Origin of the sequence: Bacillus sp. JJ675 (assembly GCF_036963165.1) — a bacterium.
GTDB classification, from domain to species: domain Bacteria; phylum Bacillota; class Bacilli; order Bacillales; family Bacillaceae; genus Bacillus; species Bacillus glycinifermentans.
The window spans coordinates 16619-33584 of sequence record NZ_JBALMR010000058.1 but is presented as its reverse complement, the minus strand read 5'-3'; the positions used below and the strand labels follow the sequence as shown (position 1 = coordinate 33584).

The following is a 16966-nucleotide window of genomic DNA, read 5'->3' as shown; positions in this document are numbered from 1 at the left end:
AGAAGCGGCTTCCGTTTCTTAAGCGGATGACTGTATAACGGAACAAGCATCTTCTAATTCCGCCGGGATCAACGGCGAAAGCAGAGACCCCGGTTTCCGGGGGAAACTGGCTTGGGGGAGGGGGCAAAAACTGCTGCTGAGTCTGTCCTCCCGCACCCGGAGGCGGGCCTGGAGGAAATTGCTGGCGGTACGGATCATATATATCGAAATCATAATATGGGTACAATCAAAAACGCTCCTTTCTGTTTGTTTTTTTATCATATGATGCGACCGGAAAATGGGAGCTTGCCTATCAAGGATTTTAAGAAGAGAAAAAAATCCCTAAAGCCGAAACGGCTTTAGGGAGAATGTCAAATGCTTTTGCGCGGGGCGCGTTTTCGATAGACGACATAGCTTCTTGTCAAATATTTGAGCGGCATGCTGAACACGTGGACAAGCCGGGTGAACGGCCAGACGATGAAAACGGCGTAGCCCACGACGATGTGAATTTTAAACCAGAGCGGCACGCTTTCCATGAGCGAGGCATCCGGTTTGAACAAGAAGATACTCCGGAACCAAGGTCCGATCGTTGTACGGTAGTCAAAGCCTTTTGAATCGATGTTTAAAAACGTTGACGCAAGTCCCGTCGCCATCATAAACAATAAAGTGACAAGGGTGATCAGGTCGCCGGCAGAGCTCGTTTTCCGGATCCGTTTATCAGCCGTTCTCCGGTAAGCAAGAATGATGAGTCCCGACAGTGCGGCAATGCCGGCAGGCAGGCCAAAGCCGATGGCGATTTTATGGTACATATGCTCTGATACGCCGATCGCCTCGTAAAGGCTTTCCGGTATTAAAATCCCCATCACGTGTCCGCCGATGACAAAAAAGATTCCCCAATGAAACAAACTGCTTCCTACCGCCAGTTTTTTCTTTTCGAGCATTTCGCTCGATTTGGCTGTCCAGCCAAACTGGTCATGTTGATAGCGGTATATATGCCCCCCGATAAAAATCGTCAGAACGATGTAGGGGAGAATGACCCAAAGTATTTGTTCGATCATGACTCTACAGTCCTTTCAACGCCGATTTCCGCCAATGCGATCAATAAACCGTCCAAAAGCGGAGCATAGATGCTCTCGTTTTCGAGAAGCTGCAATTTCAGCTCTTCCAGGTTTGATACATATTTTTGAAAGACGTCCTTGGCCTTATGAAGCTCGGCAACGGCAGCAAATTCAAGCATGAGCGGGAGGTAGTCCGGAAGTTCCTTGTCCGTCGGCTGAAACCCGGATTGCTGATACAGATCTTTCAGCTGCAATAGCTCGATTCCGCGCTCACGCTGTTCACCGGAGTTGAAATAGGTGACATAAAGGTTCGTTTTTTTGCCGAAATCAAATGTGTATACATACGTTTCAATCAATTCCTCCGGAGAATAAGCTTCCGCTTCTTTTAAAAATGCGAGCAGCCGCTCCCGCAGGTGCTCAGGCTGAATGTCGCTGATGAGGCTTTGCCAATCAGAGCGTTCCAGTCTCCATTCTTCATCAGGATAAGAGAGAAGATAGGAGAGGGCGGCGAAAACGGCCTGTTTATCTGTTGCATCCATTTTTGCTTCACTCCCGTTTTATATGTTTTGGCAGGAGCCGGGGCCTCCGGCAAATGACAATCCGCAGCTTCCTTGTTCCATATATAGGTCTGCCACTTCTTCGCGATGTGAGGTCGGAATGACGAAGCGGTCGTCGTACTTCGCGATCGCTAGCAGACGGTACATTTCTTCAATCTGCTGTTCTGTCAAGCCGGTAGATGCAATCAGGTCAGAATTCATCGGTTTATTTGTCTGGGTTGACCTCATGTACATGCGCATGACCGACATTTTCTTTAATGTAGTTCTGATATGGGACGTATCTCCGGCCGTCAGCAAATTCGCCAAGTATTCAATCGGAATTCTCATTTGATCGATCGCAGGGAAAATATCTTCCGCCGATTGGGCCGTTCCTTTTCCTTCAAACATGTTCATGATCGGGCTGAGCGGCGGAATGTACCATACCATTGGCAATGTCCGGTATTCCGGATGCAAAGGCAGCGCGATCTTCCAATCGATAATCATTTTGTAGATCGGCGATTTTTGTGCTGCTTCAATCCATTCCGCCGGAATGCCTTGGGCTTTCGCTTCTTCTGCGACAGCGGGATCATTCGGATCAAGGAAAACGTCCAGCTGTGAATGATACAAGTCTTTTTCATTTTCGGCTGATGCGGCTTCCTGGACTTTGTCGGCGTCATAGAGCATAACGCCGAGGTAGCGGATTCTGCCGACACAAGTCTCGGAACAGATCGTCGGCAGTCCGGCTTCTAAGCGGGGGAAGCATAGTGTGCATTTTTCCGCCTTGTTCGTCTGCCAATTAAAATACACTTTTTTATAAGGACATGATGATACACAATGTCTCCATGAACGGCATGCATTCTGATCGACGAGGACGATCCCGTCTTCTTCGCGTTTGTACATCGCGCCTGAAGGGCAGGAAGAGACGCATGCCGGATTGATGCAGTGTTCGCAGATTCTCGGAAGATACATCATAAAGACATCTTCAAATTCAGTTTTAATCGATTGTTCCATGTTTTGAACATTCGGGTCTTCAAGTCCTGTGATATGTCCGCCGGCGAGGTCATCTTCCCAGTTCGGGCCCCATTCGAGGTTCATGAAGTCTCCCGTAATGGAAGACTTCGGCCTTGCGACAGGCTGATGCTTTTTCTCCGGACTGTTTGTCAGCGTTTCATAATCATAGTTCCAAGGCTCATAGTAATCGTCGATCGTCGGCTGATACGGGTTGTAAAATAAATTCATCAGCCTTGTTGCTTTTGCGCCCGATTTCAGCTGGAGCTTTCCTTTTTTAAGCTCCCAGCCGCCTTTATATTTATCTTGATTCTCCCATTGTTTCGGGTAGCCGATGCCCGGCTTTGTTTCGACATTGTTGAAATACATATATTCTGCACCGGAACGGTTTGTCCATGTGTTTTTGCACGTAACGCTGCATGTGTGGCAGCCGATGCATTTATCCAGGTTCATGACCATTCCGATTTGCGCTTTAATCTTCAAGCCAATCGACCTCCTTCAATTTTCTGATCACGACATTGAGGTCGCGCTGGTTTCCTGTTGGCCCGTAGTAGTTGAAGCCGTAGCTGAGCTGTCCGTAGCCGCCGATCATTTGCGTCGGTTTGACGTGGATGCGGGTCGGGCTGTTATGGGTGCCGCCGCGGTTGTTCGTCAGCTTTGTACCAGGTACGTTGATATGTCTGTCCTGGGCATGGTGCATAAACGCCATTCCTTTCGGGATGCGGTGCGAGACGACAGCGCGGGCGACGACGACTCCGTTTCTGTTGAAGCATTCGATCCAATCGTTATCTTGAATATCGGTTTCAGCTGCATCGTCCTTATTCATCCAAACCGTCGGACCGCCCCTGAAAAGGGTGAGCATCGGCAGGGAGTCAAAATACATGCTGTGAACCGACCATTTATTGTGCGGCGTTAAATAGTTCAAAACGATTTCTTTGCCTTCTTGCGCCGGGCGCTTGTTCAAGAACGGGCGATGGATGAGGATCGGTTTAAACGTCGCCATGTTTTCGCCGAATTCTGTAATCATTTCGTGATCGAGATAAAAAGACTGTCTGCCGGTCACTGTTCTCCACGGGATCAGCTTTTCAACATTTGTCGTAAATGGAGAATAGCGGCGTCCGCCTTTTTCAGACCCGCTGAAAGCAGGGGAGGTGATAACGGTTTTCGGCTGAGCCGTTATTTGCTCAAAAGTAAAATGTTCTTCTTCCCGCTCCTCAGCTAAATCTTTCAATTCGAGATTCGTAATTTTTTCAAGCGATTCCCACGCTTTTACCGCTACCTTTCCGTTTGAAGTAGACGAAAGGGTCAAAACGGCTTCAGCGGCCTGTTTCGCATCATTGATAATCGGACAGCCTTTTGCCACGGTGTCTTCGGTTACTACTCCGAGTATTTTTTTCAGGGAGTTGTATTCCTCTTCGACCGACCAGTTCATTCCTTTTGTACCGAAAGGCTGTTTGACGACATTTGGCCCGAGCGCCGTCATTTTATTGAATATCTGTTTGTAATCGCGTTCGACGACATGAATTTGCGGCATCGTTTTTCCTGGAACAGCCGCGCATTCCCCTTTGCTCCAGTCTTTGATTTTCCCCAATGGCTGAGCCATTTCCTGAGGAGTGTCGTGAAGGAGGGGAGAAGCGACTGCTTCTTTCACCGGCTTCATGTCGACTTCCTCGGCTAATTCGGAGACCGCTTTGGCCAATGCTTTAAAGATATCCCAGTCGGATTTTGCTTCCCAAGGAGCCGAAATCGCCGGATTAAACGGATGAATGAACGGATGCATATCCGTGCTGCTGAGATCGTGCTTTTCATACCATGTGGCCGCAGGCAGCACGATGTCAGAGTACAGGGCGGTGCCGGCCATTCTGAAGTCGAGATTGATCAACAGGTCGAGCTTGCCTTCAGGCGCTTCGTCCCGCCAGGTGATTTCATCCGGCCGGATGCTGTCATGATCCTCATTCATTAACCCGTTCGTCGTGCCGAGCAAATGCTTCAGAAAATACTCGTGGCCTTTGCCGGAGCTTGAAATTAAGTTCGCTCTCCAAACGAAAAGGTTTCTCGGAAAATTCTTTTCATTGTCAGGGTCTTCAATCGCAAATTTGAGCTTTTTATCCTCAAGCTGTTTGGCGATATAGGCTCCGACTTCTTTAGCGTTTTCGGCGCCTGATTGCGCCGCTTCCTCGTATAAATCAATGCCGTTTTTTTCGAATGTCGGATACGACGGGAGCCATCCGAGCCTTGCCGCCAGCACGTTATAATCGGCATGGTGCTTATAGCGTGACGATTCGACGATCGGAGAGGCGAGGCCTGTGACCGGCTCATCTTCGTAGCGCCACTGGTCAGTGGCAAAATAGAAGAATGAAGTGCCGTTTTGCAGCTTTGCAGGGCCGCCCCAGTCTTTTGCCATGGCAATCGTCTGCCATCCTTCGGCCGGGCGGAGCTTTTCCTGGCCGACATAGTGGGCCCATCCGCCGCCGTTGACGCCTTGCGCGCCCACAAGGAGCACGAGATTCAATACCGCTCTGTAAATGGTGTCAGAGTTGAACCAGTGGTTAATACCGGCGCCGACGATAATCATTGAGCGGCCGTCTGTATCGATGGCGTTTTGCGCGAATTCTCTTGCGATTTTGACCACCTGGCTGCGATCGACGCCTGTGATCTGTTCCTGCCAGGCCGGTGTGAACGGTTCTGGATCATCAAACGATTCGGCAGCCTGCCCGCCGATCCCGCGGTTGACGCCGTAGTTTGCGAGCGTCAGGTCAAACACGGTGGAGACAAAGACTTCCTCGCCGTTCACATTCATTTTTTTGATCGGAAGGGGTCTTTCAAGCACTCGGTTCCCATCATGGGAGAAATAAGGAATTTTGACCGTGCCGATCATATCTTCTTTTCCGAGCATGGAAAGCCGCGGAGAAATCTGCTTTTCCGTATCTTCATCAATCATGCGCAAATTCCATTTTCCTTTGCCGTCCCAGCGTGAGCCCATCGTTCCTTGAGGTATGGCGAAATCGTCTGTTTCTTCATCCCAGACGGCCGGTTTCCACTCGTCATGTTCAGTTATGCGGCCAATGTCTTTCGCATGGAGAAAACGGCTAGCCGTAAATTGTCCGCCTTCTTTTTTCAACGTCACCAAAAACGGAAAATCCGTATATTGTTTCGCATAGTCAATAAAGCGCTTCGTCTCATTGTTGACGTAAAACTCCTGCAGGATGACGTGTCCCATTGCCATTGCAAGCGCTCCGTCGGTTCCTTGTCTAACGCTCAGCCAGTCGTCGGCAAACTTTGTCGATTCCGCATAATCGGGGCTGATGGAAATCACCTTCGCACCTTTGTATCGGGCTTCGGCCAAAAAGTGTGCATCAGGGGTTCTCGTAAGCGGGACATTTGACCCCCAAGTCATAATGTAGCCGGAATTGTACCAATCGCTGCTTTCCGGCACATCCGTCTGATCTCCCCAAATTTGCGGGGAGGCGGGAGGGAGGTCGGCATACCAGTCATAGAAACTGAGCATCGGACCGCCGATCAGCGACATAAAACGGGAGCCGGCTGCATGGCTGAGCATAGACATAGCTGGAATCGGCGAGAAGCCGACATTGCGGTCAGGTCCGTATTTCATGACGGTATAAAGGAGGGAAGCCGAGATCAATTTGAGCACTTCGCCCCATTCAGCCCGGACAAATCCGCCTTTTCCCCGCGCCTGTTTATAGGCTTTTGCTTTTTCGGGATTTTCGACGATCGATTTCCATGCGTCTAAAGGATTGTTGTGCTTGCTTAGAGCTTCCCGCCACATGTTGATAAGCACGCCTCTGACATACGGGTATTTCACGCGGAGCGGGCTGTAAATGTACCAGGAAAAGCTGGCTCCCCGCGGACAGCCGCGCGGTTCAAAGTCAGGCATATCAGGACCTGTTGAAGGATAGTCAAGGCGCTGGCCCTCCCAGGTGACGATCCCGTTTTTTACGTAAATATTCCAGCTGCACGACCCTGTACAATTGACCCCGTGGGTCGAACGTACTACTTTGTCGTGCTGCCATCTTCTTCTGTATACATCTTCCCAGTCCCGGTCTTCATAAGAAGTCTGGCTGTGTTTATTGGAATGATGCTCGATCGGAGAGAAAAAGTTTAATCTCCTGAGAATTGGGCTCGTTTTCTTTTTCTTCATTGCGGTTTCACTCCTCTTGAGTCAGTGGTGCTACTTCCACTATATACGGAGGGAGAACGGCACCTTGTTAACTTTGTCACAAGGTTGATGCATTTCACAAAGTTGTCACAAAAAATAAGAGAAAGGAAGAGGGGAGGAGGGAACCCGAAAAAAAGCCCGCTTTCTTTTAATATAGAAAGCGGACCGATCTTACTCTTCAGAGCTTAATATTCTTTTTTCCCCTGAAATGTCTTGAATCGGGGCGATGTTTTGGGTGAATTCCAGTGTGCCGACGTACTTGCCGTTTTCGTCACGGACGGCAAAGTAGCGGATGTAAACGTATTTGTCTTTGAATTTGATCCAAAAATCTTCTGCATCTTTTTTGCCCGATTTAAAATCGTCGAGAAGTTTGTTGACGATGTGGACGCTTGCCGGCGGATGGCAGTTTTGCACGGTTCGGCCGATCACGGCTTTTGTCCTGGCGAAAATCCGTTCTTTGCCGTGGGAAAAATAACGGACAACATCATGTTCGTCGATAAACGTCAAATCAACGGGGAGATGGTTCAGCATTTGTTCAAGCTGTTTAACGGATAAGATGCCGGTGGGGAGGCGGACGTATCCGTCACCGGCTTTTTCATTTGCTGTATTGAGCTGATGGCGTTCAGGTTTCCACTCGGCTTCAGGCTCTGTCAGACAGTAGCCGATGTCGCCGCTTTCGGCCGCTATTTTCAGCCATTCGTCTTCAGTCAATGTCCGAAGCGCCATCGGCAGCAGAATGTTCTCTTCCTTATAGATCATCTCTGTGCCTTCCTTTATGATAAAGCCGAGCTCGCGGATGATGTCGTCTTTTTTGTCAGACGTGTAGTTTTCCAATAGCGCTTTCGTCTCTTTAATGCTTTTGCGGATGAAGTCATCAATCGCCCACATCACTTTGCTTGGGCCTGTGATGCCGTACCTTTCAAGGTAGGGGAAGAGCAGATTTTCCTTTCTGCTGTAATGCTTGTCAACGTCGGCCAGCAGATTTAAATCGCTGATCAGCTTCAAAATGTTTTCTCCGCTGTCTTCTTTTTCGAATCGTTCCAAATGAAGCTGGATTTTAAAATTCAGCAGGAGGTCGATTTCTTTGTTTTCCTTTATAAATGTATGAACCGGGTGGCCCGGCATCTTGTCAGCCTCCGGCTTATGAATGTGTTCGATCGATCCTTTAAAAACGTCCGCATGAACGGAACACAGCTTTTGGATCTCTTCAGGCGTGATGCCTTCTTCTTTCATTAACGCCTGTTCCAGATGGGCGATCTCCTCCGGATCGACCGAGCCGAAAGCTTGCTGAAATCGTTTTTTTACTTCATCATAGGGTGTTCCTTTATGAAGGGCGATGATGATGTCTTTCAGCTGCTGCATTCTTTCATTTGATAAGTCTTGCTGAATTTCTCTGTTGTTAATGATTTCGCTCATTGTTCGTCTCCTCTCCAAAAACAGGTTCAAAACCGTGTTCCCTTAATGCATCCAAGACGTGCGCCAAGTCGATTTGTTTCAGCCGGGCACCCTTTGGGATCGTCATGATGCGGCCGGCAGTTTCAAGCATTCCAGGCTTTGAGATGTGATCAAAACCGATGTCTTTCATCAAGTTTTTCAGCTCAGGATGCAATGTGCAAAGGTCGTAGACCGAAGCGTTTAAATTCAATGTCTTGTTCAGCAGGAATCACATCCTTTGAAATTGATGATCATTCTCATATATAACGATAATACAAGTGCACCAAAGTCTTTGTGATCCAGGTCACATTTTCTAGCGCAATGCCTTCGGAATATAGATGCAGCTCGGGTCGCTTTCCAAATAATCGCCGGTCAATGCATAGGCGCGTGAACGTGATCCGCCGCAGACATGCCGGAATTCGCAGATTCCGCATTTGCCTTTATATCCGTCGGGGTTTCGCAACTCTTTGAAAACGGGCGACTCCCGGTAAATCTCTGACAGCGGCTGTTTTCGGACGTTTCCGGCTTTTACGGGCAATAGGCCGCTTGGATATACATCGCCTATATGGGAGATAAACAAAAAGCCGTTTCCGTCATTGACGCCTTTAGGCGCACGCCCTAATCCGCCGATCGCGTCAATTTTGCCTTTTTCAAGCGCATCCTCATAGCGGATCTGAAGATCGGGGTCTTTGGCCTCCCGCATTTTTTGCTGGATGACAACCCGTCTGTAGGGCTGGGCTGCCGTTGTTTTAATATCAAACGGTGCTTCCTTTGCCAAACGGCTGAGCCAAAGAAACACTTTTTCATGTTGTACGGCTGAAATCATGTCATCCCGATGGGCACGTCCGGTCGGAACGAGGAAAAACACGCTCCACAGCACACAATTCAGTTGTTCAATCAGCTTTGCCATTTCCTCCAAATAATCGATGTTATACGTTGAAATGACGGTATTGATCTGCAGCGGAAGATTGAATTCATGAATGTATCGAATCGCTTTCATCGTTAAATCAAAAGAACCGTCTGTTCCTCTAAAATGATCATGGATCTTGCGGTTGGGTCCGTCTAAGCTGAACGCCCAGCGGGATAAGCCGATATCTTTGGCGGTTTTGATGGCTTCCTTCGTCACATTTGGCGTCGCGCTCGGCGTCATGGAAATGCGGACGCCTTTTTGGACGGCGTATTGAATGATGTCAAAGACGTCCTCCCGCATGAGCGGATCACCGCCGGTCAGCACTAAAATAGGATTGTTCATCAAGTAGATTTCATCGATTAACGCTTTTCCTTCTTCAAGCGAGAGCTCCCTCGGGTCGCGATAGTGTTGCGCCGAAGCCCGGCAATGGAGGCATTTCAGCTCACAGGCTCTTGTCAGCTCCCAAATTACGATAAACGGAGCCTCATGAAAATTGCACTGTATCATCTGTCATCTGTCCTTTCCTTCACATTCGAGTCCATCGTATCGGAAAAAGAGAAGCAGAAATGTTAAGTAGATCACATCTAAAAGGGGAGAGAAGGGGAGAAGCCCTTCTCAATCGGCATCTTCCGGGGCGGAACGGAGGTAGCGCAAAAATAATTGATAGGAAAAGTATAAATTTTGCTGGAGAAGTTTGAGAAAGTTCATTTGCAGTTGGTGATTGTACGTCATCATTTTTTTGAATATCGTAAAAGGAATTTCAAGCACAGCGGTGTCAGCGGCAGTTTTAACAGAAATAAACGGAGACAAAAAAGGTTCTCCCTTTTGATCAATGGGAAATACATCGCCTTTTTCCCACTCGGCGATGATGCGTGATTCCTCGGGAAGCCTTTTGTCCGCAAAATAAACTTCACCTTTCAAAACAAAATAGACGGATTGAGAATGCAGAAACGATCGGCAAGGACGGGACGATCCGATATCGATCACTCTTCCGTTTTTCAGAAGCCTTTTAATGATGGGAAGAGGAACTCCCAGAAACATAGGAAGATTTTTCAGAAATAACAAGTGGTCAAACCGGTCCATTGATTGTCCTCCTTCTATGTAGGTAGCTACAGTATAGAGCGGCAGCCAGAAAAAGGCAGTGATATAATTCACACTTGTATGAAAAATGTCACTCTCTGGCAGGCATAAAGTTTTTATAATGGAAGAGAAGGAAGGGAGGACTTTTTATGAAAATGTTGATACCAAAACAGCATGGCGCCTGGGCAATGCTTGTGATTCCTTTTCTCCTCGGAGTGATCGGCGGGGGAATGCATATGCGGCATATCCCGCTGTTTGCCGGCTGGCTGTTTCTGTACCTTGCCGCTTTTCCCGTCACGATGATGGTGAAAAAGAAAAAGACCGCTTTCTATCAAAAATGGGCGGCTGTCTACAGCATACCGGCCTTGCTTTTCCTGCTGGCCGCAGTATGGACGCTTCCTGAGCTTGCCTGGGTCGGATTGTCTCTGTTTCCGCTTTTTCTCGTCAACCTTTACTATGCGAAAGGAAACAATGACAGGGCGCTCCTGAATGATGTCGCAGCGATCATCGTTTTTGCATCCGGGGGGCTTCTCGGATATTGGGCAGGGGCGGAACATCTCGACGGCTGCGCATGGTTCGTTTTCTTCCAGTCGATTTTGTTTTTTGTCGGTAGCGCCTTTTACGTAAAATCGATGATCCGCGAGAAGAAAAACAAGCGGTTTCAATATTATTCATGGGGCTATCATGCTGCACTGCCTTTTTTATCTTTGGCTTTTGGAGCGGGCTGGGCGGTTATTGCTTTTATTCCGAGCAGCTTGAGGGCATGGTATTTATACGGCAAAAAGCTTACAGTTAAGAAAATCGGCATCCTTGAGTTGCTGAATGCCTGTTTTTTTATGTTCGCGATAGGCGCCTTTTTGCTGAACACATAAATAAAAACAAGGACGGTTCTTGTCCTTGTTTCCGTTTGCCGCAAAGGAAGCAGTCAACCGGGCCGTTTCCAAGCCGGGGCCCTGTTTTCCCTTTTAGTCGATGTTGCATATTTCAATCGGGCAGTTTTCGCAGTCAATTTCGCGTTTTAAGTAGTTCAGCTTGTGGATGACGATTTTTCCGGATTCTTCAATCGAGATGACGCCGCTTTTCCGCAGGTCACTCAGCATCCGGTTGATGCTTTCTCTTGCAGCCGCGCAAAATTTCGCCAAATCCTGGTTTGTCAGCACGATGTTAATGAGAATGCCGTCACTCCTCGTAATGCCGTAGCTGTTCGCGAGGCGGATCAGCGTTGAATACAGCGCGCCTTTTTTCCCATTGAGCAGGAGATCGCGGATTTTCGATTGAATCTTGCGCAAATGAGTACTCATCCATTTCATAAATTCAAAAGTCATCGCACCGTTTTGAATCAGTTCTTTTTCGAGTTTATCTTTTTTAATGACCATTACTTCGCCGTCTGAGAGGATCTTTGCGCTCAGCATATATTTTGCTTCATCAGTGAAAAGCGTCAGCTCTCCTACAATATCATTCTTTTTGCACATTCTTAGTGTCAGTTCTTTTCCGTCGGACGTCAATTTGCCAATTTGGACGAGCCCTGACTGAATGAGATACAGCTCTTCTGCATCCATACCTTCTTGAAAAAGATAAGTATTTTGTCGGATTTTTCTTTTGGTGCTGATCGATTCCAATAACCGGTACAAGTCAGCGGAAAGCAGATCTGTATCAGATTTTCGAACAGTCACATTCATCGAGCGTCACCCCTTTTAAAGAAAATCATATGAAAACAGTTTTATTGTACCGTTAAATAAGCCTGAACGGTCTCGAAAGTAATAACAATCTTGTGAACATAATCCGATTGTCACAGAAAAAGAACCTGAGAGCAATAGTCTCAGGTCTTTCGTATGAAGTGCGCTTATTGGACATCGCGTGTGTCTGTCCTTGACGATGTTTTCCCCGATTCCTGAAAATACATCCATGCCACGATGACAAAGCTGGCAAGGGCCGCTTCAGACAAAGCCATGAATCCGATCGCATAATGGCCTGTCGCCTGAAAGACGCTTGACAGGATGAGCGGCGGGAAGAATCCGCCTAAACCGCCCATTGCCGAAACGATGCCATTGACGATTCCGGCTTGTTTCGAAAAATAAAGCGGCACTAATTTGAAGACGACTCCGTTTCCGATTCCGGCGCATACGGCGACTGTCAGTACCCCGAATCCGTAGAGTCCTAGATTCGGCGAGAAGGCCAGTAAAATTCCGGACAGCGTACAGCCTGCGAAAACATACATTAAGAGCTTCAGCGGGTTGAACTTATCTCCAAGCCATCCCCCGACAGGTCTGAGAAAAGTCGCGACGGCGATAAAGCCGGCGGTTCTGAGGCCTGAATCAACCGGATCAAGTCCGAAGTGGTTCACAAGAAAGTTCGGAAGGTAGACTGTGAACGCCACAAAAGAACCGAATGTGATAAAGTAAAACAGACTTAAAAACCATAGTTTTTGATTTTGATAGACGGCTTTCATTTGCTCTTTTACCGAAACTGTAACCCTCGGTTCTTTCTTGTCTCCAAATAAAAAGTTCAGCAAAGCAAATGCAGCGACCAGGATCAGATACATTCGAACCGTATTCGGCCACCCCGCGGTTTTGGCGATAACGGGAGCGGCAAACGTGGTAATTGCCGTTCCAATGTTTCCGGCTCCATAAATCCCATTGATAAAACCGTGTTTTTCTTTCGGATAATACTTTGGCAAAGATGTTACTCCGATCGAGAAGACCGCTCCGCTGATCCCCAGGAAAAATCCGCCGATGACTAAATCGGACAATGAATCAGCTGCACTGATCCAAAAAATCGGGAACAGGAGCAGCAAAAAACTGATCATGAACGTTAATCGCGCCCCAAATTTGTTTGTATAGTACCCAAGCGGTATCCGAAGCAGCGACCCAAGTATGACCGGGATAGCGGTAACCAGGGAAATCTCGCCTTCAGTCAGGGGAATATCCTTTTTAATATGAGGCATTAAAGATGAAATCAACACCCAAGCCATAAATCCTGCCACCAAACTAAATGACTGCAGCGGCAACTGCAATTTTTGACGATTTACCATGACGGCTTTGCTCCTTTCAAAAGGGAAAAATGTAATATTTCATTAGCATGTTTATCTTACAAAAAGTCTTCAACAAACATTGTGAACAACATCACACGGCAATCGGATTGATTGATGTTTAAGAGGCGGGGGCAAAAGAATGAATTGGTTCTACAAAAAATATTCGTTCATTGATTTAACATTTTCGTTTATCATGAAAATAAAAGGAGTGCGATTTATGCTTTTACAGCTGACACAAGAAGAAAAACAAGCAGTCATGAGTGAGATCAAGCGTTTTTATTATGAAGAAAGAGGGGAGGAAATCGGCGATATTGCGGCGATTCAGACGTTTGAATTCATAAAGGAAAAGCTGGGCCCCTACTTTTATAATCAGGCGCTTAAAGACAGCCGCAGGGTTGTTGAAGAAAAAGCGGCAGCGATGGAAGAGGAGCTTTTTGCGCTTGAAAGGCGCATTTAAAGGAAGACCTGGCAAAATGCCTGAAGGGATTGAAGGTTTAAATGGAGTTTCTGAAACAGTTTCTGATTTTCAGCGGTTTGAATGGCGAAGAATTCAGCCAAATCGAACAGATTGCGATAAAGCGGAAATATCAGCCGCGAGTGTTTGTGTTTATGGAAGGGGAAGAGCGGGAAGCCGTTTTTTTCGTCAAATCAGGACTTGTGAAAACCTATAAGATTGATGAAGAAGGCAATGAACAAGTGATTTCGCTTTTACAAAGCGGAGATATGTTTCCGCACGTCGGTTTTTTTGACCGCTCCCCATATCCGGCAACGGCTGAAGCAGTCCAAGAAACCGAATTGATCGTCATCCGCATTGACGATTTTAATGAACTGCTCATGAAATACCCGGAGATGACAATGAAAGTCATGCAAATCATGGGAAAAAAAATCCTTGATCTGCAGGAACGCATTCAAGGATTTATTTCAAAAGACGTCCAGCACCGCCTGACTCACGCTTTAAAGAAGCTGGCAGATGAACACGGGGTCAAAAAAGGAGAAGGCATTTATATTAATCTGCCGATTACCAATCAGGACTTTGCGAATATGGTCGGAACATCAAGGGAAACAATTAACAGGACCCTTAATGAAATGAAAAAGAAAAAACTGCTTTCCTCCGACAGAAGCGGCATTATGATACATGATCAGGAATGGCTGAACGGCTGTGAATAAATAAAAAACAGGCTCTCCTTTTTCAATGGAAAGCCTGTTTTTTTAATTCACAAATCTGCCATCATTTAAGTGATCTGGTTCACAACCGGTGTGATGCATATCCAGTATCTTAGGACATGCAAATAAGAAAGGAGTGAATCAGATGGAAGTTCAAAGGGAGACGGTGCCAAACAAGAAGCCGGCAAAAAACGGATTTTTGAAATCGGTTCTCGTTTTTACGCTGATTGCAAGTTTTTCGGTGTTGTTATTGGGAGGATATTGGATCTTCAAGGGGCTTGCGCCAAGACCGCTTGAAGTGTCCGCTCCAAACGGCGAGGTGCTGATGACAAAATCGTCGATCAAGGGTGGACAGGCCGTCTTTCAAAAATATGCGCTCATGGATTACGGGACCATTTTGGGCCACGGATCTTACATGGGGCCCGATTATACGGCAGAAGCCCTGAACATTTATACAAAAGGGATGCAGGACTTTAAAGCGCAGGAGCAATATGGAAAACGCTTTGAAAAGCTTTCCGATGAAAAGCAGTCTGTGATCCGCAGTAAAGTGATCAGTGAAATGAGAAAAAACCGCTATAACAAAGATTCCGACACATTACAGCTGACTCAGGCCCAAGTCTACGGACTCGAAAAAGTGCGCACTCATTACCGCAAAGTATTTACAAAAGGCGATGGCTGGGGGCTTGAGTCTGGTTTGATCAAGGAAAGCCATATGCCTGACCGCAACAGAGCTTGGATTTCGGGCGGGGATCAGATCAAACAGGTTTCTGATTTTATCTTTTGGACGGCCTGGCTGTCCAGCACATTGAGGCCCGGGGATGACATCACCTATACAAACAACTGGCCGTATGATGAAGAAGCCGGCAATACGATGTCATTTGCCGCGGTGTGGTGGAGCGGCGCCAGCGTTACGATTCTTATTTTATTTGTCGGCATCATCTTATTTGTGTTTTACCGCTACAAGCTTGGAATGAAGGAGGCTTATCAAGAAGGGAAATTCCCGGCCTTTGATTTGGAGAAGCAGCCGCTCACTTTATCGCAAGTCAAAACAGGGAAGTATTTTGCCGTTGTTTCCCTGCTGTTCTTTGTTCAGGCCATGCTGGGGGCATTGCTTGCCCACTATTATATCGAGCCTGACAGCTTCTTTGGCATCGATTGGATCAGAAATCTGCTTCCATTTAGCATCGCCAAAGGGTACCACTTGCAGCTTGCAATCTTTTGGATTGCGACCTCATGGCTTGGCATGGGAATTTTTGCGGCTCCGCTTGTCGGCGGCAGGGAGCCGAAAAGACAAGGTTTACTCGTCGATATTTTGTTCTGGGCGCTGATCTTTCTTGTCGGCGGCTCGATCGTCGGAGAATGGCTCGGTGCGAAAGGCTATTTGGGGAACAATTGGTTTTTATTCGGCCATCAAGGAATGGAATATATTGAACTGGGCCGATTCTGGCAGATCATACTCGCACTGGGCATGCTGATTTGGCTGTTTATCGTCTTCAGGGGCATTAAGCGCGGCCTTAAAAAAGAGACGGATAAAGGCGGTTTGATTCATTTGCTGTTTTATTCATCAATCGCCATACCTCTGTTTTACGGCGCCGCCTTTATGTTCAACCCCGGTACAAGCATCACGATGTCCGATTTTTGGCGTTGGTGGATCATCCACTTATGGGTGGAAGGGATCTTTGAAGTGTTTGCCGTCGTTGTCATCGGCTTTTTGCTGGTACAGATGAATTTGGTGACGAAAAAGTCAACCGTCAGAGCGCTTTACTTTCAGCTGATATTGCTGTTGGGAAGCGGTGTAATCGGAATCGGACACCATTATTATTACAACGGCTCATCAGAAATATGGATCGGGCTCGGTTCGGTTTTCTCCTGCTTAGAGGTTATTCCGCTTACACTGCTCGTCCTGGAAGCTTATGAACAATACAAGATGATGAGGGATGGGGGGCATCATTTCCCTTATAAAGCAACATTCTGGTTTTTAATTTCTACGGCCATATGGAATCTGGTCGGTGCAGGCGTATTGGGCTTTTTAATCAACCTTCCTGCCGTAAGCTATTTTGAACACGGCCAGTTTTTAACGCCTGCCCACGGACACGGGGCGATGATGGGAGTATACGGTATGTTCGCTATTGCCGTTTGGCTGTACACATTGCGCAATATCGTCAAACCTCGTGCATGGAATGATAAATGGCTGAAAATCGCATGCTGGACACTGAACATCGGCTTGTTCGGAATGGTCTTTATCAGCTTGCTTCCGGTCGGCTTTCTTCAATTGAAAAAAGCATTTGAAGAAGGATATTGGAGCTCAAGGGCGCCCGAGTTTTTGCAGCAGGACGCAGTTCAGACGCTGCTTACATGGCGTGCTGTTCCAGATACCGTCTTTTTGATCGGTATTGTGCTGCTTCTGATTTTCAGCATCAAGGCATTGTTCCATCTCCGCAAGCCGACGCATCGGGAAGGAGAAGCATTGCCTGTAAAAGACATTGCGTCAGAGGATTAAAAAACCTTGATCAAGCTGTCGAGATTTTCTCGGCAGCTTTTGTTTTTTCTAAATGATCCAAAGTGTAAGTTTCAATACGATGATCAAAA

Annotated in this window: 14 protein-coding genes and 1 pseudogene; 4 read left to right on the top strand and 11 right to left on the bottom strand. The window is 47.2% G+C overall.

Annotated features, from left to right (window positions below; genetic code table 11):
* The 9 genes and pseudogenes from V7126_RS15690 to V7126_RS15650 all read right to left on the bottom strand — a co-directional run.
* Positions 1–226: pseudogene (locus V7126_RS15690) on the bottom strand (transporter); the annotation flags it as partial.
* A 124-nt stretch (positions 227–350) separates the two neighbouring features.
* Positions 351–1037 (bottom strand): respiratory nitrate reductase subunit gamma, encoded by a 687-nt coding sequence (gene narI, locus V7126_RS15685; RefSeq protein ID WP_175075156.1) that lies wholly within the window; start codon positions 1035–1037, stop codon positions 351–353.
* Positions 1034–1576 (bottom strand): nitrate reductase molybdenum cofactor assembly chaperone, encoded by a 543-nt coding sequence (narJ, locus tag V7126_RS15680; protein WP_175075155.1) that lies wholly within the window; start codon positions 1574–1576, stop codon positions 1034–1036. Before narJ ends, narI begins: the two co-directional genes overlap by 4 nt.
* A gap of 18 nt (positions 1577–1594) precedes the next feature.
* Positions 1595–3064 carry a nitrate reductase subunit beta gene (gene narH / locus V7126_RS15675; RefSeq protein WP_046131386.1) on the bottom strand — a complete coding sequence of 490 codons (1470 nt, stop codon included), beginning with the start codon at positions 3062–3064 and terminating at the stop codon, positions 1595–1597.
* On the bottom strand, positions 3054–6740 hold the full coding sequence (locus V7126_RS15670) for a nitrate reductase subunit alpha (RefSeq protein WP_175075154.1): 3687 nt from the start codon (positions 6738–6740) through the stop codon (positions 3054–3056). The genes narH and V7126_RS15670 overlap by 11 nt, the downstream gene beginning before the upstream one ends.
* A gap of 189 nt (positions 6741–6929) precedes the next feature.
* Positions 6930–8174, bottom strand: coding sequence for a DUF438 domain-containing protein (locus V7126_RS15665; protein ID WP_175075153.1), 1245 nt, complete (start codon positions 8172–8174; stop codon positions 6930–6932).
* Positions 8158–8403 (bottom strand): DUF1858 domain-containing protein, encoded by a 246-nt coding sequence (locus tag V7126_RS15660; protein WP_373687980.1) that lies wholly within the window; start codon positions 8401–8403, stop codon positions 8158–8160. The genes V7126_RS15665 and V7126_RS15660 overlap by 17 nt, the downstream gene beginning before the upstream one ends.
* A 102-nt stretch (positions 8404–8505) precedes the next feature.
* Positions 8506–9609 carry a TIGR04053 family radical SAM/SPASM domain-containing protein gene (locus V7126_RS15655; RefSeq protein WP_046131390.1) on the bottom strand — a complete coding sequence of 368 codons (1104 nt, stop codon included), beginning with the start codon at positions 9607–9609 and terminating at the stop codon, positions 8506–8508.
* A 108-nt stretch (positions 9610–9717) separates the two neighbouring features.
* Positions 9718–10185, bottom strand: a complete 468-nt coding sequence (locus V7126_RS15650) for a Crp/Fnr family transcriptional regulator (protein WP_175075152.1) — start codon at positions 10183–10185, stop codon at positions 9718–9720.
* Between the two features lie 146 nt (positions 10186–10331).
* Between V7126_RS15650 and V7126_RS15645 the strand changes: the two genes are divergently transcribed.
* Positions 10332–11054: a YwiC-like family protein gene (locus V7126_RS15645; protein WP_046131392.1), complete on the top strand. Its 723-nt coding sequence runs from the start codon at positions 10332–10334 to the stop codon at positions 11052–11054.
* Positions 11055–11147: 93 nt separating this feature from the next.
* Here V7126_RS15645 and V7126_RS15640 read toward each other — a convergent pair whose 3' ends face one another.
* Positions 11148–11861, bottom strand: coding sequence for a Crp/Fnr family transcriptional regulator (locus V7126_RS15640; RefSeq protein WP_046131393.1), 714 nt, complete (start codon positions 11859–11861; stop codon positions 11148–11150).
* 164 nt (positions 11862–12025) lie between these two features.
* The gene (locus V7126_RS15635) at positions 12026–13213 is read right to left on the bottom strand and encodes a nitrate/nitrite transporter (RefSeq protein ID WP_046131394.1); all 1188 of its coding nucleotides are present in this window, start codon (positions 13211–13213) and stop codon (positions 12026–12028) included.
* Between the two features lie 139 nt (positions 13214–13352).
* On the opposite strand from V7126_RS15635, the gene V7126_RS15630 reads away from it, so the two are divergent.
* The 3 genes from V7126_RS15630 to V7126_RS15620 all read left to right on the top strand — a co-directional run bounded on the left by V7126_RS15630 (position 13353) and on the right by V7126_RS15620 (position 16877).
* Positions 13353–13670, top strand: a complete 318-nt coding sequence (locus tag V7126_RS15630; RefSeq protein ID WP_231947465.1) for a DUF2164 domain-containing protein — start codon at positions 13353–13355, stop codon at positions 13668–13670.
* A 41-nt stretch (positions 13671–13711) separates the two neighbouring features.
* Positions 13712–14380, top strand: a complete 669-nt coding sequence (locus V7126_RS15625) for a Crp/Fnr family transcriptional regulator (protein WP_175075151.1) — start codon at positions 13712–13714, stop codon at positions 14378–14380.
* Positions 14381–14522: 142 nt separating this feature from the next.
* A complete protein-coding gene (locus V7126_RS15620) occupies positions 14523–16877 on the top strand; it encodes a nitric-oxide reductase large subunit (RefSeq protein ID WP_175075150.1) in 2355 nt (784 codons plus the stop codon).
* Positions 16878–16966 lie beyond the last annotated feature (89 nt).

Excerpts from the sequence above, each read along its gene's own strand:
- narJ (WP_175075155.1), bottom strand. The coding sequence starts at position 1,576 with ATGGATGCAACAGATAAACAGGCCGTTTTCGCCGCCCTCTCCTATCTT.
- V7126_RS15620 (WP_175075150.1), top strand. The coding sequence starts at position 14,523 with ATGGAAGTTCAAAGGGAGACGGTGCCAAACAAGAAGCCGGCAAAAAAC.
- narI (WP_175075156.1), bottom strand. The coding sequence starts at position 1,037 with ATGATCGAACAAATACTTTGGGTCATTCTCCCCTACATCGTTCTGACG.
- V7126_RS15635 (WP_046131394.1), bottom strand. The coding sequence starts at position 13,213 with ATGGTAAATCGTCAAAAATTGCAGTTGCCGCTGCAGTCATTTAGTTTG.
- V7126_RS15655 (WP_046131390.1), bottom strand. The coding sequence starts at position 9,609 with ATGATACAGTGCAATTTTCATGAGGCTCCGTTTATCGTAATTTGGGAG.
- V7126_RS15645 (WP_046131392.1), top strand. The coding sequence starts at position 10,332 with ATGAAAATGTTGATACCAAAACAGCATGGCGCCTGGGCAATGCTTGTG.
- V7126_RS15650 (WP_175075152.1), bottom strand. The coding sequence starts at position 10,185 with ATGGACCGGTTTGACCACTTGTTATTTCTGAAAAATCTTCCTATGTTT.
- V7126_RS15630 (WP_231947465.1), top strand. The coding sequence starts at position 13,353 with ATGAATTGGTTCTACAAAAAATATTCGTTCATTGATTTAACATTTTCG.
- V7126_RS15640 (WP_046131393.1), bottom strand. The coding sequence starts at position 11,861 with ATGAATGTGACTGTTCGAAAATCTGATACAGATCTGCTTTCCGCTGAC.
- V7126_RS15670 (WP_175075154.1), bottom strand. The coding sequence starts at position 6,740 with ATGAAGAAAAAGAAAACGAGCCCAATTCTCAGGAGATTAAACTTTTTC.
- V7126_RS15625 (WP_175075151.1), top strand. The coding sequence starts at position 13,712 with ATGGAGTTTCTGAAACAGTTTCTGATTTTCAGCGGTTTGAATGGCGAA.
- V7126_RS15665 (WP_175075153.1), bottom strand. The coding sequence starts at position 8,174 with ATGAGCGAAATCATTAACAACAGAGAAATTCAGCAAGACTTATCAAAT.